The 23,412-nt window shown below is 67.7% G+C and carries 23 protein-coding genes and 1 pseudogene; 12 read left to right on the top strand and 12 right to left on the bottom strand.

The window, feature by feature from the left end:
- Positions 1 to 2: 2 nt before the first annotated feature.
- The 5 genes from ABFX51_RS30975 to ABFX51_RS30955 form a co-directional block, all read right to left on the bottom strand.
- A complete protein-coding gene (locus ABFX51_RS30975; protein WP_346055788.1) occupies positions 3 to 941 on the bottom strand; it encodes an HpcH/HpaI aldolase/citrate lyase family protein in 939 nt (312 codons plus the stop codon).
- Positions 938 to 1,390, bottom strand: coding sequence for a MaoC family dehydratase (locus tag ABFX51_RS30970; RefSeq protein WP_346055787.1), 453 nt, complete (start codon positions 1,388 to 1,390; stop codon positions 938 to 940). The genes ABFX51_RS30975 and ABFX51_RS30970 overlap by 4 nt, the downstream gene beginning before the upstream one ends.
- A gap of 59 nt (positions 1,391 to 1,449) precedes the next feature.
- Complete coding sequence (locus ABFX51_RS30965) at positions 1,450 to 2,604, bottom strand: acyl-CoA dehydrogenase family protein (protein ID WP_346055786.1); 1,155 nt, start codon at positions 2,602 to 2,604, stop codon at positions 1,450 to 1,452.
- Between the two features lie 73 nt (positions 2,605 to 2,677).
- Positions 2,678 to 4,624 carry an AMP-binding protein gene (locus ABFX51_RS30960; protein WP_346055785.1) on the bottom strand — a complete coding sequence of 649 codons (1,947 nt, stop codon included), beginning with the start codon at positions 4,622 to 4,624 and terminating at the stop codon, positions 2,678 to 2,680.
- Complete coding sequence (locus tag ABFX51_RS30955; RefSeq protein ID WP_346055784.1) at positions 4,617 to 5,852, bottom strand: CaiB/BaiF CoA transferase family protein; 1,236 nt, start codon at positions 5,850 to 5,852, stop codon at positions 4,617 to 4,619. Before ABFX51_RS30955 ends, ABFX51_RS30960 begins: the two co-directional genes overlap by 8 nt.
- A gap of 371 nt (positions 5,853 to 6,223) precedes the next feature.
- On the opposite strand from ABFX51_RS30955, the gene ABFX51_RS30950 reads away from it, so the two are divergent.
- The 4 genes from ABFX51_RS30950 to ABFX51_RS39715 all read left to right on the top strand — a co-directional run bounded on the left by ABFX51_RS30950 (position 6,224) and on the right by ABFX51_RS39715 (position 10,130).
- Positions 6,224 to 6,931, top strand: coding sequence for an IclR family transcriptional regulator (locus ABFX51_RS30950; RefSeq protein WP_346055783.1), 708 nt, complete (start codon positions 6,224 to 6,226; stop codon positions 6,929 to 6,931).
- Between the two features lie 612 nt (positions 6,932 to 7,543).
- On the top strand, positions 7,544 to 8,929 hold the full coding sequence (locus ABFX51_RS30945; RefSeq protein WP_346055782.1) for an MFS transporter: 1,386 nt from the start codon (positions 7,544 to 7,546) through the stop codon (positions 8,927 to 8,929).
- Positions 8,930 to 8,979: 50 nt separating this feature from the next.
- The gene (locus tag ABFX51_RS30940) at positions 8,980 to 9,453 is read left to right on the top strand and encodes an acetyl-coenzyme A synthetase N-terminal domain-containing protein (protein WP_346055781.1); all 474 of its coding nucleotides are present in this window, start codon (positions 8,980 to 8,982) and stop codon (positions 9,451 to 9,453) included.
- 107 nt (positions 9,454 to 9,560) lie between these two features.
- Positions 9,561 to 10,130: an ADP-ribosylglycohydrolase family protein gene (locus tag ABFX51_RS39715; protein ID WP_428832515.1), complete on the top strand. Its 570-nt coding sequence runs from the start codon at positions 9,561 to 9,563 to the stop codon at positions 10,128 to 10,130.
- 584 nt (positions 10,131 to 10,714) lie between these two features.
- Here ABFX51_RS39715 and ABFX51_RS30935 read toward each other — a convergent pair.
- Entirely contained in the window at positions 10,715 to 12,082 is a 1,368-nt protein-coding gene (locus ABFX51_RS30935) for an amidase (protein WP_346055780.1), read from the bottom strand.
- A 185-nt stretch (positions 12,083 to 12,267) separates the two neighbouring features.
- Between ABFX51_RS30935 and ABFX51_RS30930 the strand changes: the two genes are divergently transcribed.
- The 5 genes and pseudogenes from ABFX51_RS30930 to ABFX51_RS39710 all read left to right on the top strand — a co-directional run.
- A complete protein-coding gene (locus ABFX51_RS30930; protein WP_346055779.1) occupies positions 12,268 to 12,609 on the top strand; it encodes a hypothetical protein in 342 nt (113 codons plus the stop codon).
- A 390-nt stretch (positions 12,610 to 12,999) separates the two neighbouring features.
- Positions 13,000 to 13,245, top strand: coding sequence for a hypothetical protein (locus ABFX51_RS30925; protein ID WP_346055778.1), 246 nt, complete (start codon positions 13,000 to 13,002; stop codon positions 13,243 to 13,245).
- A gap of 410 nt (positions 13,246 to 13,655) precedes the next feature.
- The gene (locus tag ABFX51_RS30920; protein WP_346055777.1) at positions 13,656 to 14,357 is read left to right on the top strand and encodes an SDR family oxidoreductase; all 702 of its coding nucleotides are present in this window, start codon (positions 13,656 to 13,658) and stop codon (positions 14,355 to 14,357) included.
- Positions 14,351 to 14,743, top strand: coding sequence for a hypothetical protein (locus tag ABFX51_RS30915; RefSeq protein ID WP_346055776.1), 393 nt, complete (start codon positions 14,351 to 14,353; stop codon positions 14,741 to 14,743). Before ABFX51_RS30920 ends, ABFX51_RS30915 begins: the two co-directional genes overlap by 7 nt.
- 169 nt (positions 14,744 to 14,912) lie before the next feature.
- Positions 14,913 to 15,083, top strand: a pseudogene (locus tag ABFX51_RS39710) (short-chain dehydrogenase); the annotation flags it as partial.
- Here ABFX51_RS39710 and ABFX51_RS30910 read toward each other — a convergent pair.
- Together ABFX51_RS30910 and ABFX51_RS30905 are read right to left on the bottom strand one after the other, a co-directional pair.
- Positions 15,077 to 15,211 carry a hypothetical protein gene (locus ABFX51_RS30910; protein WP_346055775.1) on the bottom strand — a complete coding sequence of 45 codons (135 nt, stop codon included), beginning with the start codon at positions 15,209 to 15,211 and terminating at the stop codon, positions 15,077 to 15,079. The pseudogene ABFX51_RS39710 and the gene ABFX51_RS30910 overlap by 7 nt on opposite strands.
- 225 nt (positions 15,212 to 15,436) lie before the next feature.
- On the bottom strand, positions 15,437 to 16,579 hold the full coding sequence (locus ABFX51_RS30905; RefSeq protein ID WP_346055773.1) for an AraC family transcriptional regulator: 1,143 nt from the start codon (positions 16,577 to 16,579) through the stop codon (positions 15,437 to 15,439).
- On the opposite strand from ABFX51_RS30905, the gene ABFX51_RS30900 reads away from it, so the two are divergent.
- Positions 16,550 to 17,329, top strand: a complete 780-nt coding sequence (locus tag ABFX51_RS30900) for an NAD(P)H-binding protein (protein ID WP_346055772.1) — start codon at positions 16,550 to 16,552, stop codon at positions 17,327 to 17,329. The two genes, ABFX51_RS30905 and ABFX51_RS30900, sit on opposite strands and share 30 nt — an antisense overlap.
- Before the next feature lie 58 nt (positions 17,330 to 17,387).
- Here the strand turns inward: ABFX51_RS30900 and ABFX51_RS30895 are convergent, their stop codons facing one another.
- Positions 17,388 to 18,494: an MFS transporter gene (locus ABFX51_RS30895; protein ID WP_346055771.1), complete on the bottom strand. Its 1,107-nt coding sequence runs from the start codon at positions 18,492 to 18,494 to the stop codon at positions 17,388 to 17,390.
- Between the two features lie 593 nt (positions 18,495 to 19,087).
- The gene (locus ABFX51_RS30890) at positions 19,088 to 19,474 is read right to left on the bottom strand and encodes an aldehyde dehydrogenase family protein (protein WP_346055770.1); all 387 of its coding nucleotides are present in this window, start codon (positions 19,472 to 19,474) and stop codon (positions 19,088 to 19,090) included.
- Positions 19,475 to 19,524: 50 nt separating this feature from the next.
- Between ABFX51_RS30890 and ABFX51_RS30885 the strand changes: the two genes are divergently transcribed.
- Positions 19,525 to 19,917, top strand: a complete 393-nt coding sequence (locus ABFX51_RS30885; protein ID WP_346055769.1) for a substrate-binding domain-containing protein — start codon at positions 19,525 to 19,527, stop codon at positions 19,915 to 19,917.
- Here the strand turns inward: ABFX51_RS30885 and ABFX51_RS30880 are convergent.
- A complete protein-coding gene (locus ABFX51_RS30880; RefSeq protein WP_346055768.1) occupies positions 19,910 to 20,578 on the bottom strand; it encodes a GntR family transcriptional regulator in 669 nt (222 codons plus the stop codon). The genes ABFX51_RS30885 and ABFX51_RS30880 overlap by 8 nt on opposite strands.
- Positions 20,579 to 20,595: 17 nt before the next feature.
- The gene (locus tag ABFX51_RS30875) at positions 20,596 to 21,099 is read right to left on the bottom strand and encodes a VOC family protein (RefSeq protein WP_346055767.1); all 504 of its coding nucleotides are present in this window, start codon (positions 21,097 to 21,099) and stop codon (positions 20,596 to 20,598) included.
- Positions 21,100 to 21,213: 114 nt separating this feature from the next.
- On the opposite strand from ABFX51_RS30875, the gene ABFX51_RS30870 reads away from it, so the two are divergent.
- Positions 21,214 to 23,394: an alpha-ketoacid dehydrogenase subunit alpha/beta gene (locus ABFX51_RS30870; protein WP_346055766.1), complete on the top strand. Its 2,181-nt coding sequence runs from the start codon at positions 21,214 to 21,216 to the stop codon at positions 23,392 to 23,394.
- Positions 23,395 to 23,412 lie beyond the last annotated feature (18 nt).

Below are 23,412 nucleotides of genomic sequence, written 5' to 3'. Positions count from 1 at the left end.
GCTTACCTACGGCCACTCGTCCGTCCATTCCCGGCGCTGCGCGCCCCCGACAAGATATGACGTGCCTGTCGTAAATGGGGTGCATCCAACATCCGGCCATCGAGTGCCACAACCCCGGTATCACCGGTGCCGAACGCCTCGATCACACGCCGGGCTTGCTCGAGTTCGGACTCCGACGGGGTGAAGGCGTCGTTGATAGGACCGACTTGGGCGGGGTGGATCGCGATGCGGGCGGTGAAGCCTTCGGCGCGAGCATCGCGGGAGTCGATCGCCAGGCCCTCGAGGTCGGCGATGTCGACGTAAAGGGTCTCGATGGCGTGGACGCCTGCTGCTGCCGCAGCGAGCAGTGTGGCCGACCTGGCCAGGCGATACGCGTCTGCCCACCGGCGGTCGGGCCCCCGGTTGGTCGCGGCCCCGAGCGAGGCACTGAGGTCCTCGGCGCCCCAGGTGAATCCATACACCCGATCCAGTTCCGCGTGCCGGAGCTCGCCGAGCCGGAGCACGGCGGTGGGGGTCTCCGTGACCACCGGGATGATCTTGACCGATCCTCGGGCAAGTCCGTATGCCGCTTCGAGGGCATCGAGGTGGTGGGTGAGTGTGGTGAGGTCTTCGGGACCGTCGATTTTGGGGAGCATGATCCCGGCTGGGGCGTAGCGCACTATCGCGGCGAGGTCGTTCAGAGCGAGTGAGGTGCTCAACGGATTCACCCGCACCCACAGTGCCGGGCTCTCAGGGCCGGCGTTTCGCTGCAGGTGTGTCGAGGTGATGTCGCGCGCGGCTTCTTTGTGGCTCGCGCTGACCGAGTCCTCCAGGTCGATGATCAGCGCGTCGGCGTCGGACTTCGAAGCTTTTGCCAGCTTCTTCTCGTCGTCGCCGGGAACGAAGAGAAGCGATCGCAGAGGTGTATCGGGTGCTGTTGGTGGTGTCACGGCCTCGGTCATCGGGGCCGCCGCCGCTGCAGACCGGTGCGTTTGCACGACGCCACCAGTTCGTCGTTCTGGTTGAACGCGCGATGCAGGAAAGTCACGATGCCCTGGTCGGGGCGTGACCGCGAATCCCGGAGGTCGATGACCTCGGTCGTCACTCGAATCGTGTCGCCGTGGAACACCGGAGCGGGAAAGCGGACTTCGTCCCACCCGAGGTTGGCGACCGCGGTACCCAGGGTTGTGTCTCCGACCGAGATGCCCACCATGAGTCCGAGGGTGAAAGCGCTGTTGACGATGCGCGTCCCGAACTGCGACGACTCCATGTACTGCTCGTCGAGGTGCAGTTGGGCCGGATTGTGGGTCATCGCGGTGAACAGCACGTTGTCTGTCTCAGTGACCGTGCGGCGGATCGGGTGGTCGAATGTATCACCGATGGCCAGGTCGTCGAACCAGAGTCCAGCCATGCCGGCCTGTTCCTTTCGCTGGGTGATCGGCCGTCATGACGGCCGCGTGACAGGAGTTTTCAGTAGCTTCGCGGTAGGCCGAGGACATGCGATCCGAGGTAGTTGAGGATCATTTCCTGGCTGATCGGTGCAATCCGGGTCAGGCGTGCTTCCCGGAAGTACCTGGCCACGTGATACTCCTCGGAGTACCCCATGCCGCCGTGGGTTTGCAGCGCACGGTCAGCGGCCTCGAACCCGGCGTCGGCGCACAGATACTTGGCGATATTGGCCTCGCGGGCGCAGGGCATCCCGTTGTCATAGAGCCACGTCGCTTTACGCAACATCAGCTCGGCGGCATCGAGGCGCGCCAATGATTCCGCCAGTGGAAACTGGATGCCTTGGTTCTTGCCGATGTGGCGGCCGAAAACCTCGCGTTCGTTGCCGTATTTCACGGCCGTCCGCAGGGCCGCTCGTCCGATGCCGAGTGCCTCGGCGGCGACGAGCATTCGTTCGGGGTTGAGGCCGTCGAGGATGTAGCGGAACCCCTCGCCCTCCTCGCCGACTCGATCCTCGATGGGCACCTCGAGGTTGTCGATGAACAGCTCGTTGGACGTGACCGCATTGCGTCCCATCTTGCGGATAGGGCGGATGTCGACCTTCGAGCGGTCGAGATCGGTGAGAAAGAGCGTCATCCCGTCGGTCTTGCGGGACGACTCGTCGAACCTCTGTGTTCGGGTCAGGAGCAGGATCTTCTCCGACTCCATCGCCTTGGAGATCCACACCTTGCGGCCGTTGACGAGGTAATGGTCGCCCTCCCGCCGCGCGAACGTGGTGATCTTGGTGGTGTCGAGTCCGGCGCCGGGCTCCGTCACGCCGAAGCACACGTGCAAATCGCCGCTGGCGATCCGGGGCAGCGTGCGCTGCTTGAGCTCGTCGCTGCCGTGGACGATCACTGGATGCATTCCGAAGATCGACAGGTGCATCGAACTCGCGCCGTTCATCCCGGCGCCCGAGGCAGCGACCTGCTCCAACAGGATCGAGGCTTCGGTGATGCCGTATCCGTGGCCGCCGTACTCCTCGGGAATGGTGATTCCGAGCCATCCTCCTGCCGCGAACGCCTGGTAGAACTCATGGGGAAACTCGTGTGCGGCGTCCTTTTCGTCCCAGTATCGATCATCGAACTTGCCGGCGAGGTCGGCGACGGCGTCCCGGATTGTTGCCTGGTCCTCGGTCAATGCGAAATCCATGTATTACGCCCGTTCTCTGTGCATGGGTTGTGGCAGAGTGATTTGTCGCAGAGATTCATGCTCACCGGTATGCGTCGGCGAGAGCAGCACGTATGCGGTCCAGCGCCGCGGGATTCTCGGCACTCGACAGGTCCCCGGGGTCGGCACCTGTCGCGACTGCGCGGACCGCGCGCCGCATGATCTTGGCCGAGCGTGTCTTGGGAAGTTCCGGCACGGCGATGACCTCGTTCGGCGCGAACGGTTTTCCGACCTGTTCGGCGACAGCGGCACGGAGTTCGGCCGAGACGGATGCGGCGTCGGCCCCCTCGCGAGGAACCCAGAACACCCAGACAGCTTCACCCTTTTTCGGGTCAGGCACCCCGATCGCGGCTGCTTCGGCCACTGCCGGGTGTGTCGCCAGCACCGACTCCACTTCTGCCGGTGCCAGGCGTTTACCCGCGATGTTCATCACGTCGTCGGACCTGCCGAGGAGGTACCACGCCCCATCCTTCGAGTCGACGAGTGCGAAATCTCCGTGGCACCACACCCCGTCGAAGGTGGACCAATACGACTGCAGATACCGGTCGTGGTCGCGCCATACGCTGCGTGTCATGGATGGCCATGGGGTACGGCACACAAGTTCGCCTACGTCGCCGCGCACCGACTGGCCGTTGCCATCGACAACGTCGACGTCCATGCCCAACGACGGTCCGCCCAGTGAGCAGCTGGCGATCGGCTCCACCGGATACGGAGCGAGGAACGACCCGCCGACCTCGGTTCCACCCGAGATGTTGATCACCGGCACCCGGCCGTCGAAGACCTCCGCGGCGAGCCAGTCGTAGGAATCGGGGTCCCAGGGCTCCCCGGTGGAACCCAGGGTGCGCACTGACTTCAAGTCGCGGCTCTTGATCGTCGAAAGGGGAGTGTCGCGCAATGCCCGAACGAGGGTCGGCGACAGGCCGAGTGTCGAAATCGAGTGCCGCTCGACGAGGTCCCACAGACGTAGAGTGTCGGGGGCATCAGGTGATCCCTCGTACAACACCAGCGTCGCGCCGTTGGCGTGCGCCCCGACGATTGTGAACGGTCCCATCACCCAGCCCATGTCGGTGACCCAGCAGACCCGATCGCTCGGCACGACGTCGAAGGAGTAGGCCATCTCGGTGGCGACCTTGACGGTGAACCCCGCGTGTGTGTGAACTGCCCCCTTCGGCGTGCCAGTCGTCCCCGAGGTGTAGCCGAGCATCAGCGTCTGCATTGCGGGAAAGGCTCGTGCCGTGTCGTGGACTTCCTCGCCGGCCAGGAGTTCGGACCAGCTGGTGACTGCGAGACCCTCGGCATCGAACGTGACCCTTGTGCCGACGTTGGCCACAGTGATGACCGAGGTGACCGAGGGCGCGGCGGTGACCGCTGCCGCCATCTCCGCGGCCATGTCGACTCTTCGTCCTCGCCGGATGGTTGCGTCAGCGACGATGACTGCCGAAACTCCGGCGTCGTTGAGACGTGCGGCGATCGCCGGCGCTGCGAATCCCGAGAACAGCGGCACCACGACGGCTCCGATCCTGGCCGCCGCGTAGAAGGCGATGACTGCCTCCGGGATCATCGGAAGGTACAAGGCGACTCTGTCGCCCTCTTTCACGCCAACACTGTTCAGGCCTGCAGCGAGCGCGGCGACCTGACGCGACAGCTCGGCGAACGAAAGCTCCTCGACGCGGCCATCCTCCGCTTCGTGAACAATCGCGGGACGGATCGAGTCCGCCCACCGAGTGAGACACGCATCGATGATGCTGAATTCACCGTCGACAAACCAGTCCGAATTCTCTATGCCTCGGGAGCTGTCGAGGACCTGGCGGTAGGACGTTCTGAACGGGATGGCGAGGTCGTCGACAGCGGCATCCCAGTACCACCGCACATCGGCTACCGAACGGCGACGCAGTTCTGTGAGGGAGTCGATGCCATGACGGTTCGCCAGGCGTGTGACGTTGGCGTCAGCGATACGCTCGGGGCTAGGTCGCCAGACGTAATCACTCATGCGGTGCCTCTTCGCCATTCGAATTCGGGCTGTCCTGCCGGACTACTCGCGCGGACAACAATTGGTCGATGGTCACTTCGTCGTAGCCAAGAGAGGTCAGAACCGTGTGGGTGTCTGCCCCCTTGGCTCGAGGAGTTTCCCGGACCGACGCCGGTGTGTCGGTCAACTTGATCGGAAAGCCGATGCCGCGGTAGTCGCCCCTCTCCACGACCATCTCGCGGTGACGGACGTGCGCATCGTCAAAGACTTCGCGGACGTCGCGGATCGCCGACGCCGGCACCCCGCGGGCAAGGAGGTCCTGTGCGAGATCGTTCTTCGTCAAGGGGGCGATCTTCTCCGACAGCAATTCGCTGAGAACTTTCAGGTTCTCGAGGCGGTCGGCATTGGTGCGAAAACGTGGGTCGTCCGCTAGGCCGGGCACGCCGAGTTGGTGGACCAGGGTGCGGAACTGGCGATCATTGCCTATGCCGATGAATACCGCTCCGTCGGACGCCTCGAAGGTGTCATAGGGCGCCACCGTCGGGTGAGCGGAGCCCGTCCGCACTGGTACCCGCCCGTCGGCGAGAGTGGAAGCCGAGTGTGGATGCAACAGTGACACCGCAGTATCGATGAGCGTGCAGTCCACCACTTGCCCGCGACCAGTTCGCTGACGAGCGTTGAGCGCCAGCAAAATTCCACTGAACGCATAGATCCCGGTGACCATGTCCACCACCGGGACACCGACCCGCAATGCTGGACCTTCGGATTCGCCGTTGATGCTCATCAAGCCGCCGTAGGCCTGAGTGACGGCATCGTAACCGGGCATCCCACCCATCGGCCCGTCGGCGCCGAATCCGGTGATATGGCAGACAATCAGGCGTGGGTGACGCTCCAGCATCTGCTCGTCGGAGAACCCCCACCGGGCCAGCGTTCCTGCCTTGAAGTTCTCCACCACCACATCGGTGTCCTCGAGTAGTCGCTCGAGCACCTGATGCCCTTGAGAGGTCCGCAGGTCCAAGCAGACGTTGCGTTTGTTGCGGTTGATCGCGTTGAAGTAGGCACTCATGTCGTCTGCCACGAACGGAGGACCCCACCGTCTTGTGTCGTCCCCGTCAGGTGGCTCGACCTTGATCACGTCTGCTCCGTGGTCGCCGAGAAGCTGACAACACAGTGGGCCGGCCAGGACACGTGACAGATCGAGGACCCGTAGCCCGACGAGACTTCCGCCTGTCCCATCACGATTACTCATGCGGCCACCACTCCGTCGTATATCGGAACGTCAAGGACGTATATGCGACAGTGTCTGTCGTGGGAGTGGTCCCTGTCAACCAGGCGGCAGTGCGCACGTGAAACCGTGCCGGCGGCCGTTGAAGGTGGGGTCGGTGTTGCGGCGGCGGGTGGGCAGGAGTTTGCCGTTGTCGACGAGGGGTACGTGCACGGCGCTCGTCGGTTCGGGGGAGCGACGCCGCCAGCCCGCGCTAGCCTGGGGCGCCCCAGCTTGTCCGTATATGCGGAGGCGATTCGTATATCCGGGAAGAGCAGGGTCGTCGCACAGGTGCGTCAACGCGTTCCGGCTACACTCAGCGCGTGCCACCTCGTCATCACCGCACTGTTGATCGGGTGATGGCCATCCTCGAGATGGTCGCTCCGGTGCGTCACGGACTGTCGCTGGCGGATCTCGCCGAACGCCTGGGTGCCCCGAAGAGTTCTGTGCACGAGCTGGTGAATGGACTCGTGGCCACCGGGTACCTGGTCGAGCGCGATCACAGGTTCGGCCTCGGCTCGGCGCCGTTCATCCTGACTCTGAACGGAAACCGCGTGGCGGCTCAGGACATCGATCGCGAGCTTCTGCCGCGCATTCACAAGGAAGTCGGCTGCAGCGTCCTGATCGGCATCCAGGTGGGAATGTCGCTCGTGTTCGTCGACCACATCGGCGATGAGCCCGCGCTGGAGTTCGCTGCCCGCAACCACAGTCGCCGGTCGCTGTACGGGTCCGCGTCGGGAAAGATCATCCTGGCGAACCTGCCGGTGCGGGAGATGGATTCGCTGTTGTTGTCGGCGTCGTCCGCCGAGCAGTCCGAGGTGGACCGCTTCCTCGCCGAGCTGCCTGAGATAAGGGCGACCGGCCTTGCCTACAATCCCGGTCGCACTGTGCCCGGCATCTACTCGGTGGCGACCGCGCTGCGACGCTCCGACGGTGAGCTGATCGGCGCCGTGTGCGCGCTCGGTCCCGCCGACCTCCAGGACTCGCTGCCCAAAATCGGACGTCGAATTCAGGAACTGCTCAGTGATGGGCAGGTCGATCCGGGTGAGTCTGTGCGCCCCTAGGCGATGCTCGGCCACGACGTTGAATGGCGGCGCGCCAGGTCGGTCATTGCGGCCGAAGTCCTCGCCGCGGCGGACTCGCGTCGACGGTCTGGCGGGAAGACGGAACTCGTGCTGCCTGACTGGCCCGGACAATCGGCCTGACGTGGTCCCTGTGCGCCGCCGCGCCTACGCCCTGGCTCGGGCCTGACCACAGGTAACGTCGCCAGAACGCACCGCGGCCCCCGCCGCTGAGCCGCCTGCCACGACCTTGAGGGCCACCTCAACTGGACAGTTCCGATCCGGTCATCTGCTGGCGGACGTGGTGTCGACGGCTCGTCAGCCCGCGGCCGGTACGGGTGGGCATCGAGAAGGGCTACAGCGGCTGGCCGAGTCGGGCGTTCGCGGCGTTCGACCCAGCTTCGCAGGCCGTGCCGGCACGGCCTGCCGGCCGATCTTGGACCTTGACGCCCCGAATCCGTGGCCATAAGGTTGCGACCGGTATTTACGGACGCCTATCCGGAAATACGGATACCGGGTAGGCGATGGGGCTGGCTGCGGCTCTGGAATGCGCGGCGCCCCTTGCTTGTGGCCCAGGTGGTCAACCCGGCCGATTCCCCCAAGGACGGAGGACCCATGCGTATCGACGACGTTGCCGTACGCATCGACCGATTGCAGCGCTGGCCGTACTCGCCGCGCGTGCTCTTCATCGCCGGCGTCAGCTTCTTCTTCGCCTACTTCGACATCGGCAATATCGGCAGCGCTCTGCCTGCCGCCCTGAAAGCCCTGCACGCGACGACGGCCAGTGCGACCACGGTCGTCAGCGTCGGGCTCTGGGGCTACATCGTCGGCGGTCTGATCAACAGCGTGGTGGCCGACCGGTACGGCCGCCGCGCGGGCCTTCTGATGGCGACCGCTCTCTACGGCGTCGGTTCACTGGTCAACGCGCTGGCTCCCTCGATCGAGGTCTTCACCATCGCGCGTTTCGTCTCCGGGCTCGGTATCGGAGCGACGCTCGGGGTCATCAGCACCTACATGAGCGAGCTCGCGCCGGCGGCGAGCCGGGGGCGCTACATGGCACGGACGACGCTGCCCGCACTCGTCGGCTATGCGCTGGTCCCGATCATGTCGGTGTGGCTGATTCCCACATTCTCGTGGGGGTGGCGGGCCATTCTCGTTGTCCCGGTGGCCGGCGTCGTGATCTTCATCCTTCTCTACCGGTCGCTGCCGGAGTCGCCGCGATGGCTCGTCCTGCACGGGCGTTCCGCGGAGGCGGAGAAGATCCTGCGAGCCGCGGAAGTGCGGGAGGGGCTGGATACTCCGGTGCTGTCGTCGCCGACCGGGACGCAATCGCCGGAGCCCGCACGCGACATCCGGGTTCTCTTCAGCCGTCGTGTCCTCCCGTGGATGCTGCTCTTTTTCGTGATCTGGCTGTTGAACTACCTGCCGGTGTACGCGGTCGTCGGCCTCGGTACCACGCTGCTCACCGAGCACGGGTTCAGTCTTGCCAAGAGCCTGCAGATGACGCTCGGCTCGAGTCTCGGCATCGTCCTTGGTGGCCTGTTCGCGATGTGGGTCGCCGACCGGGTACCGCGGAAGGTGCCGGCTGCGGTCGTCTCCGGCCTCGTCGCCGTGTGTCTTGGGCTGGTGGCCATCGCGCCGTCCAGTCCGGTCATCTTCGCCGCCTACTTCCTGGTCGCGTTCCAGATCGGCATCTTCGCTCCCTTGATGTACCTCCTGACGGCGGAACACTTTCCGACGGCGGGCCGCACCACGGCCATGGCGCTGTGCAACGGCGTGGGACACGTGGGCGGCGCGATCGGCCCCTTCATCGTTCTTGCGCTGTACCGGGCTGCCGGCTTTTCCGCGGTATGGGTCTTCCTCGGGGCCCTGTTCCTGCTCCTCGCCGTCACCACGCTGGTCGCCAGGAACACCACGGGCAAGGCGTTGGAGACCGTGACGACCGAACCGGGCGTGGAATCCGGGACCGCACCACCGGTGCGGCCGGACCGGGTTTCCTGACCGCCCTCTTTTGAGATTTTGAACGCGCACTCGGGTACGACTGATCAACGATGATCTGCGTTTCCCGGCTGTGGAGAACGGAGAAGGAATGGCCGATCATGACGCCTCCTCGGATGCATATACCGTTCAATGCCCGTGATGCGACCGGCCGGGGGAACGAGCCCGAGGTCTGTTGGCGGCCGGACGCGTCCCAGTGCTCAGGAACGAAGATCGAGGCGTTCCGCCGCTGGCTGTCGAGCAGCTGCGGCGTTGAGACCTCCGGTTATGACGACATGTGGCGATTCTCGATGGCCTCGCCCGCCGAGTTCAGCGATGCGGTGTGCGAGTTCGTCGGCGTCGTCTGGCGCGAACGCGCGGTTCAGGTGCTCTCCGGCACGAGGATGCTGGGGGCGCGCTGGTTTCGCATGGGCACGATCAACTACGCGGAGCACGCCCTGTCACTTGGTGTGGTTGGGGGCATCGAAGGCCGACGGGGAGCTGGCGGTCGTCTTCAGACCGCGAAGACGGGTTCGCCAGTGAACTGACCTGCGATGAGCTGAGGTCGAAGGTGAGTAGCGGAGCAGGAGCGAAACTGGAGCGCGCTGTATTGCCGCACCGACTCAGAACAGTCTCAACGTGCCGCAACTGCCCCATGCCGCGCATGGGATTCTCTATTACCGCAGGTCAGCGGCTTGCTTGTGTCACACTGGGGGTCAAGGGGTCGCAGGCCAAGCCTGGCGTGCCATGGTTCGGTAACTTCTTTGACGGCTGGACCAACGCGGGCGGAAACGGTGCGGCCATGCGGATCCAGCCGCATGTGTGGGCGGCGAAAAGCCTTACTTCGCCGGACCAATACTGGTCAGACATTTTCCTCGATTCGATCAACACGCACGGGAATCCACGTGCAATTGCCGGAGCTTTGCTGCATGGCGCGGCGTTGGGAAGGGCGATCGAGTCAGGCGCTGTGCCAGGACCTGATGAGTGGAACAACCTCCTGGAGGTATGCCAGGATGCATTGCGCATTGCTGTTGAGCATCCGAACATCTCTGCGGTCTGGTTGCCGAATTGGGAGCAGCAAACCGGACCTGCGCAAACAGGTTCGATGGGCGATCTTGTTTTCTGTCCCAACTGGACAGTGCTGTCGCCGACTGGAGCGCAGTCCCGATCTGGGCGAAATAGGTTGACGTGTTTGCTCCAGGTCCAGCACCCGGTGGGGTGGTAGTCCACAAGACCTTTTGCTCGCCCGCTGACACGTCGGTGACGCCGTCTGGCACGACGCCCATGCCGTGCCCGCCACAGGCGGGCATCGTGCATTTGTCCGCTGGCACGTGTGTGATCGCGGGCGGGCCGTGGCCGCCCGCTGCATCGCTCGGCGTCGACTGAACGGGCGGTGGTGTTTTGATCCCATGCTGCTTGATAGGTGCCAGGCACCCGGTAGCTGGTCACCAACCTGTTCCCATCCTTGTGGTGCCCTCGGCGGGAGCACCAAAGGATCGGAACAGGGCTTAACTGCGGATTCGTACCGGAAGCTTGGTTGTGGAGGCGTACTTCGCGCTGGTGCGACCAGATGTGTCAGGAGGCGGCGGAGGGTAGGTGCTGACCCGCTCGGCAGGACCAGTCGTTACGGACACGCCTGAGCTCCGCGTACGGTGAACGTCCGCGTCTGCCGAATTGCGGATGTCCGTTCGACGCTGAGGTCGTTCTTCGTGCGGTATCAGAGTCCGCGTCTGTAGCGCGCTTCTCGTTCCTCTTTTGGTCAAGACACGGTTGGGAGACCGGGCGGGGCTGGCCGGCCAGGACGGCACGTCAGGGCTGGAGCGGCGGGCGACGGTCGCGGACCGGGCTGACCGACTCGAGTCGTTCGGCCAGTGCGAGGAGGTCGTTGTCGGCCCACCACGTGCCGACGAGCTGGATACCGATAGGCAGGCCGCCCGCGGTCGTCCCGAACGGCAGCGAAACGGCGGGCAGGCCGGTGAGGTTGAATGGCACCGTCGCTCGCATGACGTTGCGGGCTGGCACTTTCTCCCCGCCGGCAACGTAAGTGGATTGCGCATGCGGCGGCGCCGGGGTCGTCACCACCGGGCAGACGAGCACGTCGTAGGCCTGGAACCAGTGCGTGAACACCGACCTCAGCTGTTCCACCTCGCGCTCGGCGGCGAGGTAGTCGGCGATCGTGACTTCGGGTGCCTGGAGCGTCCGCGCGATCACCGGGTGCAACTCCGCCTCCCGACCGGCTGTGACGCCGCGCAGGTAGGGCAGCATCTCGGCGGTGAACAGCGTCGCCGAGATCCGCGTGCAGTCGTGCTCGGCGAGCCACGGGATGCCGATCTGCTCGACCGGGAAACCGAGGCCCGACAAGGCCGTGGCCGCCGCGGCCACCGTGGCGGCCACCTCGGGGTCGATCGGGCCGAACGCGTCGGTGGTCCAGCCGATCCGGACGGGCCCGCCGCGCCGGGCGGCGGCGGGCAGGGCGACCGCGTAGGGGTCCAGCCCGTCGGGGCCTTCCAACAGGGACAGCGCCAGGCGCAGGTCGCGCACGCTGCGCGCCATCGGGCCGGTGTGCCACCACCGCCGCAGTGCGTGCGGGAAATGACCGGTGCACGGCACCCGGCCGTGGGTGGGTTTGATCGAGGCGATGCCGGTGTCGTGGGCCGGTCCGCGCACGGAGATCGCGACATCACTGCCCAGGCCGAGCGGCGACAGACCCGCCGCGATGGCCGCGGACTCGCCACCGCTGGAGCCGCCGGGGGTGCGCTCGGGGTCGTAGGGGTTGAGTGACCGGCCGGCGACCAGGTTGTCGGTCTCGGTCCAGTACGACATCTCCGGCAGGTTGGTCTTCGCCAACGGGATGCCGCCCGCAGCCCGCAGCCGCGCCACGGCGGTGGCGTCGGCCTCCGGCACATGATCGGCGAACAACGACGATCCACGAGTGGTCCGCACGCCCTCGGTGTCGAACGAGTCCTTGATCGTGAACGGCACACCACCCAGCGGCCCGGTACGCGGGCGAGCTGCGGCGGCGAGGGCCTGCTCGCCCAGCACGGTGACGAACGCGTTGACCCGCTCGCCCAGCGCCTCGATGCGATCCAGATGCGCCTGCACGACCTCGACCGCGGTCACCTCGCCGACGGCTATCAGGCGCGCCAGCTCGGTCGCGTCGAGCCAGACCAAGTCCATGGTGACCATCATCGATGATCGTGCTGAGGGGAGCCAGCACCCGTCGTCGGCGCCCCGAGCCGCGCAACGCGGCGGCGAGACCGTGACCGCCGGTGGCGCACGATCGGTCACCTGATGGACTGTCTCGGCTTGAGCCCCCGCCGGTTCGTCGGACTCGGCCGGACCCCGGGCGGGAGCACCAAAGGATGGGAACAGGGCTGAACAGCGGTTTTATGGCGGCAGTCTGGTGGTCGAATGCCCACCACCCGGAGCTGTTCGAGGTGACCGGTGCAGACGCCTGGAAGGAGTTCCTGTTGCTGCCCGTGCAGGAGGCGCCGCCGGCGTCAACCCGGACAGGTCTGTGCCGAGGCCGGCCACACCGACCGCGGACCGACGGGACGGGAGAGCGCACATCCAAGCGGGCGACGACACCGTTCATGCTGGTGAAGCCTGCCGCCCTCGGCCAGCCCGCCGAGGTCGATCGGGGCGAAACCGAGGTCGGTGAGCAGTGTGCTCAGTGTCTTCTTGGCATCGGCGTCGTCGCCTGAGACGAACAGGACGCGGTTCCCACCGGAGATGCGGGGGTCGGCGCCCAGGTTTGCGGCACCGATGTGGTTGAGGGCCGATGCCGCGCCGCTACGGCAAGAGCGCGGCCGGAACGGCGCAGCATGCGGCTGGGAGAACGCGTCTAACGGCGTGCCTCGTCCGCTGAATGGCGGGTGCTGGTGAACCCGATGCGCTGCGCGGATGCACTGTCCGAGGAATTCGGCATCCGCGCAGCGCACATTACAGAGGTACTACCGAGCCGCAGCTGTGTTGGATGGGCCCTTCCGAGGGGACGAACGGGAGATTGGAGATGAGCACATCTGGTTGAGACTGGGAGCCGGCTGTCAGGGCAGGCGGATGGGCTGGTGACACCACTGTGCTGTGCTTCGAGTATGGCCTCTGACGAGTTGGCTCCCGAGCAGCGGCGGCTTCGTGCGCAGATCGCCGCCCACGCTTCGTGGGCGAACACCGACCATCGCGCGGCCCGCACCGCAGCGGCGCACAAGCTCGACCCGGACGGAGTCCTGTCACCCGGGGAGCGTGCCCTGCGTGCCGAATCCGCACGCAAGGCCTACTTCCTCGCGCTGGCCTTGCGCAGCGCCAAAGCCAGCGCGAGGCGCAAGAAGAACACCCCGTAAAAAGGGGAATCGCAACGAGTTCGCCCGCCGACCGCGCCCAGCGCGCTGCCATACCGAGTGCGCGCTTGTGGAATCGGCGTGTAAAGATATGGTCTTTCCGGCGCAAATACCTCACACCTCGGGCGGATCGCCCTGGGCAGGGAATCAGCCTCCCAAGCCCCGCAGGTGCAGAGGCTGTCGCCGATCCCGAGCCCCTTCAATACCCTGAGTCTGGACTGTTGGACGATTTTACCGGCGATCTCGAAAGTCGGCGGGCTTGATGCGTGCCCGCGCGGTACGCAACACGGCGGCCAGCTCGGCTTTGTCCACGAACACCATCCTGCCGAAGATTCCGGCGGTTGGGATGGGACTGGCGATCCCAGGCGTCAGCGGTCCTGGCCCAGGACCGCACCGGCGGTGAAGCTGGGCTCATGGCAACGACGACTGCCCTGGTCACCGGGGCGAACAAGGGGCTGGGCCGGGAGACGGTGCGTCGGCTCGCGGCACAGGGGTGGGACGTGTTCCTCGCGGCTCGTGACACCGAACGTGGCAGTGCGGCGGCGGCGGAGCTGGACGTGCGGTTCGTCCAACTCGACGTGACCTCCGATGAGTCCGTCACGGCGGCCGTGGAGACCGTGAAGAGGGCGGTGGGCAGGCTGGACGTGCTCGTGAACAACGCGGGCGTCGGCGTGCCGGCGACCCCGCCGGGCGACACGCGGGTCGCGGAGCTGAGGGACGTGTTCGAGGTGAACGTGTTCGGTCCCGTCCGGGTGACCAACGCGTTCCTGCCGCTGCTGCGTGCCGCCCAGCACCCCAGAATCGTGATGGTGTCCAGCGGGATGGGGTCGTTCACCTTGGCGAACGACCCACGCTGGTCCGGACTGGTGCTCCCGCAACTCGGCTACCCGGCATCGAAGGCGGCACTGAACATGATCACCAGCCAGTACGCTCGAGCCCTGGACGGTGTCAAGGTCAACGCCGTGGAGCCCGGCTACACCGCGACCGACCTCAACGGCCACGCTGGATTCCAGACGGTGGCCGAGGGCGCCGACGCGATCGTCGAACTGGCCGGCGTCGGCCCGGACGGTCCGACCGGTGGGTTCTTCGACAGGAAGGGGACAGTCCCGTGGTGACCGGCATCCTCTCGCTCGGGCTGCACCCGAGCGCCGTCGACTACAGCCGTTACCCCGGCCTCGACGAGGAAAGGCTGACGGCCCGGATCGCGGCGGGCGAGGCGGCGCTGCGCGAAGCGGGATTCGACATCGTGCCCTGCCAGGTCCCCGCCGACCCGGGCGAGGCGGAGACCAAGGTCCGCGAGTGTGTCGCCGCCACCCCGGTCCGGGTCGCGATGATCGGCGCGGGGCTACGCATGGCGCCAGAGCACACCCTGCTGTTCGAACGGCTGGTGAACCTGCTCACCCAACTGGTCCCCGGTATCGCGTTCTGCTTCAACACCTCACCGGAGACCACCATCGACGCGCTGCGCCGGTGGGTGCGCCCATCGCCACGCTCGGCATGACACTCCGGTCGAGTACTGAACAGGGCGTTCCGAAGCAGGCGCGGTCTTCAGGCCGCTGCCTCGCCTGCCTGCCTGCGTGCGGTACCGGCCCGGCGTGTTGCCGGGGGTGCGGCAGAAGGCTCTGCTGAACGCGGCCACCCTCGACGTCCACGTCTACGGCACCCTGGCGATGATCCGGGCGTTCGCGCCGGTGCTGGGCGGCAACGGCGGCGGCGCGATCCTCAACGTGCTGTCGAACCTGTCGTGGCTGAGTTACGACGGGAACAACGCCTACGCCGTCGCCAAGTCCGCGCAGTGGAGCCTGACCAACGGCGTCCGGCTGGAGCTGGCCGGTCAGGGCACGCTCGTCAGCGGCGTGATCTTCGGCCCCACCGCGACCGAGACCATGCGCACGCACGCGAGCGACGCGGTGATGAACGATCCGGTGGACATCGTCCGGACCGCGCTGGACGGGATCGAGGCCGGCACGACCGAGATCATCGCCGACCGGTTCGGCGCGGAGGCGAAGGCCGCGCTCTCCTGGCCACCCTGCGGATTCGTCCTGCAGACAGTCGCCCACGGCTCGCAGGAGGGCAGGCCGACGTGTGGTCGCGTTCGCGGCGTTCGCCGGTGGGCAAGGCCGGGTTGTGTCTGCCGAGCCTGGCGATGGTCCTCGTGGGTGGGGTCCCCACGGAACCGGCAGCGCCGCCGGATTCACGTGCGGAGTTGGCCATCGCCGTGGCGACCTGCACCCGCACGGTCCTCGCCGGGGCCGGGAATCAGGGACAGGTCTGACCGTCCGTCCGCGGAGCGCGCCACGGCGGCCCGCCACCGGCCCGGTGGGAGCCCGTACCGGCGGCGGAAGGCCGTGGCGAAGGCATATTCGTTGCGGTAGCCGGCGTCCGCGGCGATGCGGGACAGGGGAGCGTCCGTGCGGATCAGGGCGTCCTTGGCGCGCTGCATACGCAAGGTCGTGAGGTAACGAGCTGGTGATTGCCCGACTGCTGCCGTGAAACGAGCGGAGAACGCGGCACGTGACATACCGGCGACGTGAGCCAGCGCCGGCACGTCCCAATGCTGGGCAGGGTCGGCGTGCATCGCTTCCAACACCGGGCGAAGACGGTGATCCGCCGCCGCGCGGTACCACGCCGGCGGCTCAGCGCCCGGCTGAGACCACCAGGCACGCAGGGTGTGGACGAGGTTGACGTCCAGCAACCGGTCCAGGAGCGTTTGTTGGCCGAGGCCGCCGGCCGCTGCCTCGGCGGCGAGCAGCTCGATCGCGGTGGCGTGCGCCGGTGTCAGCTGCGCTCCCGGGATGACGACGACGCGTGGCAGCGCGTCCAGGAGCGCCTCACCGACAGTGCCTTCCAGCACGTACGCGCCGCAGAGGATCGTCGCGTCGGTCGCGCCGGCGTCGGAGCCGCGGTGACGGGCTTCCGCAATCGGCTCCGCAGCGGCGCCCGGGTGACTCACGAGGCGGTAGGCCGCACCTCGGCGAACCAACGCGACATCCTTCGCGCGCAACGGCGCGGGGGGTAGGTCCGGCGACTCCAGCAGGGCCTCGCCTTGCAGCAGGAGGTGCGCGGTGAGCGGCCGCCTGCCGCCGAATTCCAGCCCCCACGGTGCCCGGCGACCGAGCACGGAGAAGACCGCGCCGCGAGCTCGCGCCTGGGCTAGATCGTCAGCGAGGATGTCCACCCGCAGAGCGTAGACGAACGCGAAGGAAATCTGGACAATCACGGATTGTTTGTCCAGCTTGGCCGCGCTTACCGTCAAAACATGGGTACTTTCCTCATCCTCGGAGGCACCGGCAAGGTGGGCCGGAGAGTGACACGCGTCCTTCAGCGCGGTGGACACGGTGCGCGCCCGGCCAGCCGGTCGGCGGCGCTTCGCTTCGACTGGCGGGTCCCCGAGACGTGGGCGACCGCGGTGCAGGACATCGACGGGTTGTTCGTGGTCGGGCCCGGCTCGGCGACCGACTGGAGTTCGCTGCTGACCTCGTTCTTGGACGTCGCGTCCGCCGCCGGGGTCCGGCACGCGGTCCTGTTGTCGGCCCGCGGCGTCGAGTTCCTGCCGGACGGCAACGTGGCGCGTGCCGAAGAAGCGCTGCGCGCCGGTCCGGTCCCGTGGACGATCCTGCGGCCGACCCACTTCGCCCAGAACTTCACCGAGGCCATGTTCACCCCGGTCGAGGGACGCGTCGTCGCGCCCGTCGGAGACGGCGCGGAACCGTTCGTCGACATCGAGGACATCGCCGTGGTCGCTGCCCACGTGCTCACCCACGGCGTTGCGGCCGGGGACACCGTGGACCTGTCTGGTCCCGCCGCGATCACCTTCGCCCGGGCCGCGCAGATCCTCTCCGAGGTCACCGGGCGGCCCATCACTTTCCGCGACGAGCCCGACGACGACCACATCGCCGCGCTACGCGCCGCGGGCACGCCGGAGGAATACATCCGCTGGCGCCTGGCGATGCTCACCGGCATCCGGCGCGGTGCCGACGCCTATCTCAGCGACGGCGTCTCCCGCCTGCTGGGCCGGCCGGCCACCGGGTTCAGCACCTGGGCACGGCGCGAGGCCCGGGAGGCGCTGGGGGCGGGTGGCAGGTGAGAGCTGGTCCCCAGGCTGGGTCCGACGAAGCCCGGTTCGCCGCGGTCCGGTGTGGCTGTCATCCGCGCGTCGTGCCGGGTGCCGCGGGGGCGGGCCTGCCCACCGGTGTGGCTTCGTTGTCCTTGGGCAGCGGGATCATCGTCAAAGCGGAAAGCACGAAGAAGCCGGCGCACACGACCAGGCCGGTCGGCAGACCGTAGCCGCCCGCGATCCCGCCCAGGGCCAACGGGGCGAAGGCCGAGACCCCGCGGCCGACGTTGAAACAGAACCCGGCGCCGCTCGCGCGCACCCGTGTCGGGAACAGGGCACCCAGGTAGGCCCCGAACAGCGCTCCGAACGAGGTCAGGAAGGCGAACAGCGGCCCGATCCACATCAACACGCTGTGGTTCCTGGTGAGCACGTAGACCGGCAGGATCACGGCGGACGCGACCAGGGTCAGCATGATGGTGGGCTTCCGGCCGATCCGGTCGGCCACGTACCCGAAGACGTTGTAGCCGACGAACATCGCGGCGTTGTTGGCGGCGACCAGCAGCGCGACGAGTTTGATGTCGAGGCCCCGGCCGGTCAGGAAGGTGGGCAGCCAGGTGTTGACGCCCCAGAACCCGACCTGGCACAAGGCCACGACAGTCGTGCCGATCAGGGTGATCCCGCGCAGCGGCGGCGCGAAGATCTCACCGATCCCGACCCTCGCCCGGCGCCCGTCGCCCGCGGTGTCGGCCCGGCGCTGCGTCAGCCAGGTCGCGGACTCCTCGACGGTGACCGCGACGACGATCACCGGGACCAGTACGGCGGCGCCCAGCACGACGAACATCAATCGCCAGTCGGGCAGCAACAGCGAGCCGATCAGCGAGGCGAGCACGCCGCCCACCGGGAACGCCGCGATCACGAAGGCGACCGCCCGGGCATGCTGGCGCTCCGGCCACGCTTCCACGACGAGCGTCGAGACGGCGCTCCACACGCCGCCCAACCCGAACCCGGCGACGAACCGGAGCGCCAGCAGCGGCAAGAAGCCGCCGGGGACCGCCAACAGGGCCGTGAAGAGCCCGAAGACCACCAACGATGTCAGCAGGGTCGCCTTGCGCCCGTAGTTGTCCGCGAACCAGCCGGCCGACAGACTGCTGAGGCCGATACCGAGCAACGTCGCCGTCGCCAGCCAGCCAGCCACCCTGTACCGCGCTCAGATGCAGGTCCGAACGGATAGCGGGAAGCGCGACCGTCAGTGCGACGAGCTCGATGGCGTCGAAGGTGTAGGCGAGGAAACAGCTCGCGAGCACCGTCCATTGGGAACGGTCTGCCATGGTTGACTCCAGTGTCTGGCGCGGCGGGGACCGCGCGGGTGGGGCGGCGACGGAGAACGGGCCGGGTCGGCGGCCACGGGCGTACTGCAACCGGTTGCAACCGTGCGATACCGATGCCTTGTTGTCAACCCCCGGCGAGCACTGATGTTCTTGGAGGACAGGTCGCAGGTATCGTAAATCTGGCGACGGAAAGCTGCGACCGGTTGCAGTGGTGTCGCAAGCGGTCGCAAGGGGCGCACTGGTGGACCTGGCGGCTGCGTGGGCCGGACTAGATCGCGGCGCCGATCGCTCGCGAGCCGGGTCGACCACAGCGCGTCGTCGTTCGGAACCCACTAGCCCGGAGCGAGCTGTCCGGGTGTCCCGGTCGTCGCCCGCGGCGAAAGCCGGGTCGACCGCGGGAGCGAGGGGTGTCGGTGCGGCCGTGGCGGCGCCTGAAACCGCCACGGCCGTTCGCTTCGGCTCAGTTGAGCTTGAACGGGTCGCGGGTGTGGCCGGCGAGATCCACCCACACCGCCTTGGTGTCGGTGTACTCGCGGACGGCGTCGACGCCGCTCTCCCGGCCCCAGCCGCTGTACCCGTTGCCACCGAAGGGCACGTTCGGGGCCACCATCCGGTAGGCGTTGACCCACACGCTGCCTGCGCGCGGCTGGTGGGCGACGCGATGCGCCTTGCGCACGTCGTCGGTCCAGACACCCGCGCCCAGCCCGTACCGGGTGGCGTTGGCGATCCGGATCGCGTCGGCCTCCGCGCGGAACCGCAGGACCGACAGGACCGGGCCGAAGACCTCCCCCTGCGCGATCTCCATGTCCGGGCGCACCTGCGTGACGATCGTGGGCTGGTAGAACAACCCGCCAAGACGCCTGTACCCGGTTGGGGCTCCCCAAGCGCGGCTGTCCGGTGCTGCACGGGTCGTCCTACGACGCGCAGTGGGGGGAGTCCGCGACGAACGTGGTGCTGGACCGGCATTCCGGGGTCACCGCCATCTTCACCGGAGGTTCGCGGGCGGCGCTCGGTGCGCTGAAGGCACTGCGCGACCGCGGCCTGTCGGTTCCGTCGGACATGTCGCTGGTGGGTCTCCTCGGCCCGGACTGGCTCGACGTCACCAATCCGCCGCTGACCCGGTATGTCCTGCCGCCGGCCGAGATGAGCACGATGACCGCCCGGCTGCTGCTCGAACGCCTGCAGCATCCGCGCGGTGCGGTGCCGGCGGAGCCGAACGTCATGCGCTTCGAGGGCAGGCTCGTCGTCCCCGATTCCACGGCGCCGCCGCGAACGCACGAGCTCAGCTGACCTGGAAGACCTCGGGGTGCTGGGCGAGCTCGACGCGCGTGCGCCGGATGTGCAGTTCCAGGATGCGTTCGGCGGAGGTGTGGTCGCGGTCGCGCAGGGCCTCGATGAGCAGCCGGTGCTCGGAGCCGATGATCCAGCGGCGGCGGTCGCCGGTGAGCCTGGTGAACGCGCGGCGGTAGTGCTGGGTGGTGTCCCACAGCCGCGCCACGATCGAGGCCAGCTCCTCGGCCTGGTGGTGGCGGTAGGTGGCCCAGTGCAGTTCCCGGTCGAGCACGAGGAATTCCTCGACGTCGTGCGCCTGCTCGATCCGGTCCTGCAACCGGGCCAGTTCCGCGATGTCGTCTTCGGACAGGCGAGGAGCGGACTCGGCGAGCAGCAGCGGCTCCACCCGTTCGCGGATCTTGTAGCTGAGCTCGCACTCGCGCCTGTCCATGCTGGTCACCCAGGCGCCCTGGTTCGCGCGCAGGGTGACCAGCCCGCGCGACTCGAGGATGCGCAGCGCCTCGCGCACCGGCAGGCGGCTGGTGTGCAGCTCGTCGGCGAGCTCGTCCTGGATGATCCGGGTGCCGGGCGGCAGTGTGCCGTTCAGGATGCGCTCCCGGATCTCCTCGGCGATGCGCTGGCTCGCGACGGCCGCCGGCACGCCAGTGCGAGCTGTCACCCTCGGCTCCTTCCGGGTCAGGCGAAGGCCTCCGGGTCGTGGTCGAACGCCTTACCGTGCGGGTAGGACACTAGCTCACACTGCAGGCCCCACGGCGACAGGAAGTACACCCAGCGCTGCCCTTCGTGCGGTCCCTTGCTGGAAGTCGGTTCGCCGAGCACGCGCAGGCCCCGGCGGCGCAGGTCGGCGATCGCGGCGTCGAGGTCCTCGACGTAGAACGCCAGGTGGTGCCCGCCGATGTCGCTGTTGCGCGGCGGCTCGAGCCGCTGGCCGGGTGCCTGGTACTCGAAGACCTCGAGGATCGCCTGCCCGCCGAGCCGGTAGAAGTGCAGCCGCGGTACCACGGTGCGTTCGTGCACGGCGAGGTGGTCGCGCATCCAGCTGCCGTGGTCGTCGCGCAGCGGGCCGAGTGTGTACAGGTACTCGCAGCCGAGGACGTCTTCGAAGAACTCACGGGCCTGATCGAGATCGGGCACGGTGATGCCGAAGTGGTCGACGCGGGTGAGGCCGGGAAGCGGCACGTGGTCTCCAATGGATCCAATTTAGCTTGCATTTGCTGAATCTAGCGCGCATAGTACGGCAATGAGTCGCTAGTTGGATCCATCTGACGAGAATTCTGTCTTCAAGGAGCATTGATGCCCACCCGTGAGAACCTGGCTGCCGCCGCCCCTTGGGTCGAGCTGGCCACCTCGGCCGAGGACTGGGACGGCGCGGACCCGGACCTGCTGCTGCGAATGCTCGGCCAGGCGTTGTGGATCCGGGCGTTCGAGGAGTACGTGCTGGAGCTGGCCGGGCAGGGGCTCGTGCACGGGCCGGCGCATTCGAGCGTCGGGCAGGAGGGCGGGGCGGTCGGCTCGGTCGTCTCCCTGCGCAGCGACGACTACGTCAACGGCTCGCACCGCGGACACCACCAGTTCCTGGCCAAGGCGTTCGGACACGTCATGTCCCGCAAGTCCGGGGTGCTGCCCGAGCTCGACGACGAGGTGCGCACGGTGCTGCGCCGCACGCTCGCCGAGATCTGCGGCCTGGCCGAGGGATTCTGCCGCGGTCGCGGCGGTTCGATGCACCTGCGCTGGCGCGAGGCCGGCGCGATGGGCACCAACGCGATCGTCGGCGGCGGCGTCCCGCAGGCGGCAGGCTTCGCGTTCAACCAGCACCGCGCGGGCACCGACGCGGTGACGGTGACCTACTTCGGCGACGGGGCGGTGAACATCGGCTCGGTGCTGGAGACGTTCAACCTCGCCGCGGCCTGGCGGTTGCCGGTGTGCTTCTTCATCGAGAACAACCAGTACGCGGTCTCGACATCGGTGGCCGAGGCGACCGCGGAGGCGCGGCTGTCCGGCCGGGGCCCGGGGTTCGGGATCCCGAGCTGGCGCGTGGACGGCATGGATCCGCTGGCGGTGCACCTGGCCATGACCGACGCGCTGGCGCACATGCGCGCCGGGAACGGCCCGACGATCGTGGAAGCCGACGTGTACCGGTACTTCCACCAGAACGGGGCTTACCCTGGCAGCGCCTTCGGCTACCGCGACAAGGCCGAGGAGCAGGCCTGGCGCGACCGCGACCCGATCGAGCTCCTGGAGTCGCACGTGCTCCGGCGTGGACTGTCCACTCCGGAGGAAGTGGCGGCCGCCCGCGAGGACGTCACCGCCGCGCTGCACGAGATCGGGGACGCGCTGCTGGAGGCGGTGCCGGACGGCAAGCCGGGGCAGCGGCGGATCAAGGCCTCGGCGTGGCCCGACCCCGGTTTCGTCGACGTCGGCGTGCGCGGTGATCTCAGCGAGCTGGCGGGAAGCCGGTACGAGGAAGCCGGCACGTTCTCCGGTGAGCTCGGGCAGCGGCGGTTCATCGACGTGGTGAGCGATGTGATCGCCCGCCGGCTGGAAACCGACGAGCGCGTCGTCGTGCTGGGCGAGGACGTCCACCGGCTCAAGGGCGGCACCAACGGCGCGACCCGCCGCGCCATCGAGGTCGCGCCCGAACGGGTGCTCGGCACACCGATCAGCGAGAACGCGTTCACCGGGCTCGGCGGTGGAATGGCGCTGGACGGGCGGTTCCGGCCGATCGTGGAGTACATGTACGCGGACTTCATGTGGGTCGCCGCCGACCAGCTGTTCAACCAGGTCGCCAAGGCACGCCACATGTTCGGCGGCGAAAGCCCGGTGCCGTTCGTGCTGCGGACGAAGCTCGCGGCGGGCACCGGCTACGGCTCGCAGCACACGAACGACCCCGCTGGCGTGCTCGTGACGGCCCCGGGGCTGCGCGTGATCGCGCCGTCCAACCCCTTCGACTACGTCGGCCTGCTCAACACCGCGCTGGCCTGCGAGGACCCGGTCGTGCTGCTCGAACACGTCGACCTCTACACCTCGGCCGGGACCGCCCCGGTGTCCGATGTGGACTACCGGCTTCCGGTCGGCAAGGCGGCGTTGCGCCGGGAAGGCGACGACCTGACCGTGATCTCGTACCTGTCCATGGTCGGCCACTGCCTCGAAGCGCTCGACCAGGTGCCGCAGTTGCGGGCCGACCTGATCGACCTGCGCTGGCTGGACCGGGCGAGCCTGGACTGGGACACGATCGAACGCAGTGTGCGCAAGACCAACCGGGTGCTGATCGTCGAGCAGGGCGCGCGCGGGATGTCCTACGGCGGCTGGCTCGCCGACGAGATCCAGCGCCGCCTGTTCGACTGGCTCGACGCGCCGATCGAGCGCGTCACCGGCGGGGAGGCGTCCCCGAGTATCAGCAAGGTCCTGGAGCGGGCGGCGATCGCCCGCACCGAGGAAGTCGTCACCACCCTGCGCGACATCGCCGCTCACTGACGTCGAGACAACGAGGAG

The sequence above is a fragment of the Amycolatopsis dongchuanensis genome (assembly GCF_039542405.1).
In the GTDB taxonomy this organism is placed as follows: domain Bacteria; phylum Actinomycetota; class Actinomycetes; order Mycobacteriales; family Pseudonocardiaceae; genus Amycolatopsis_E; species Amycolatopsis_E sacchari.
Note: the sequence above shows the minus strand (reverse complement) of the source record. Positions and strands in the feature narration are given on the sequence as shown.

What these genes read in the sequence shown, in the direction of transcription:
- ABFX51_RS30870 (WP_346055766.1), top strand. Translation starts at nt 21,214, where the DNA reads ATGCCCACCCGTGAGAACCTGGCTGCCGCCGCCCCTTGGGTCGAGCTG.
- ABFX51_RS30960 (WP_346055785.1), bottom strand. Translation starts at nt 4,624, where the DNA reads ATGAGTGATTACGTCTGGCGACCTAGCCCCGAGCGTATCGCTGACGCC.
- ABFX51_RS30920 (WP_346055777.1), top strand. Translation starts at nt 13,656, where the DNA reads ATGGCAACGACGACTGCCCTGGTCACCGGGGCGAACAAGGGGCTGGGC.
- ABFX51_RS39715 (WP_428832515.1), top strand. Translation starts at nt 9,561, where the DNA reads ATGCCGCGCATGGGATTCTCTATTACCGCAGGTCAGCGGCTTGCTTGT.
- ABFX51_RS30975 (WP_346055788.1), bottom strand. Translation starts at nt 941, where the DNA reads ATGACCGAGGCCGTGACACCACCAACAGCACCCGATACACCTCTGCGA.
- ABFX51_RS30935 (WP_346055780.1), bottom strand. Translation starts at nt 12,082, where the DNA reads ATGGACTTGGTCTGGCTCGACGCGACCGAGCTGGCGCGCCTGATAGCC.
- ABFX51_RS30970 (WP_346055787.1), bottom strand. Translation starts at nt 1,390, where the DNA reads ATGGCTGGACTCTGGTTCGACGACCTGGCCATCGGTGATACATTCGAC.
- ABFX51_RS30940 (WP_346055781.1), top strand. Translation starts at nt 8,980, where the DNA reads ATGATCTGCGTTTCCCGGCTGTGGAGAACGGAGAAGGAATGGCCGATC.
- ABFX51_RS30955 (WP_346055784.1), bottom strand. Translation starts at nt 5,852, where the DNA reads ATGAGTAATCGTGATGGGACAGGCGGAAGTCTCGTCGGGCTACGGGTC.
- ABFX51_RS30930 (WP_346055779.1), top strand. Translation starts at nt 12,268, where the DNA reads ATGGGAACAGGGCTGAACAGCGGTTTTATGGCGGCAGTCTGGTGGTCG.
- ABFX51_RS30925 (WP_346055778.1), top strand. Translation starts at nt 13,000, where the DNA reads ATGGCCTCTGACGAGTTGGCTCCCGAGCAGCGGCGGCTTCGTGCGCAG.
- ABFX51_RS30945 (WP_346055782.1), top strand. Translation starts at nt 7,544, where the DNA reads ATGCGTATCGACGACGTTGCCGTACGCATCGACCGATTGCAGCGCTGG.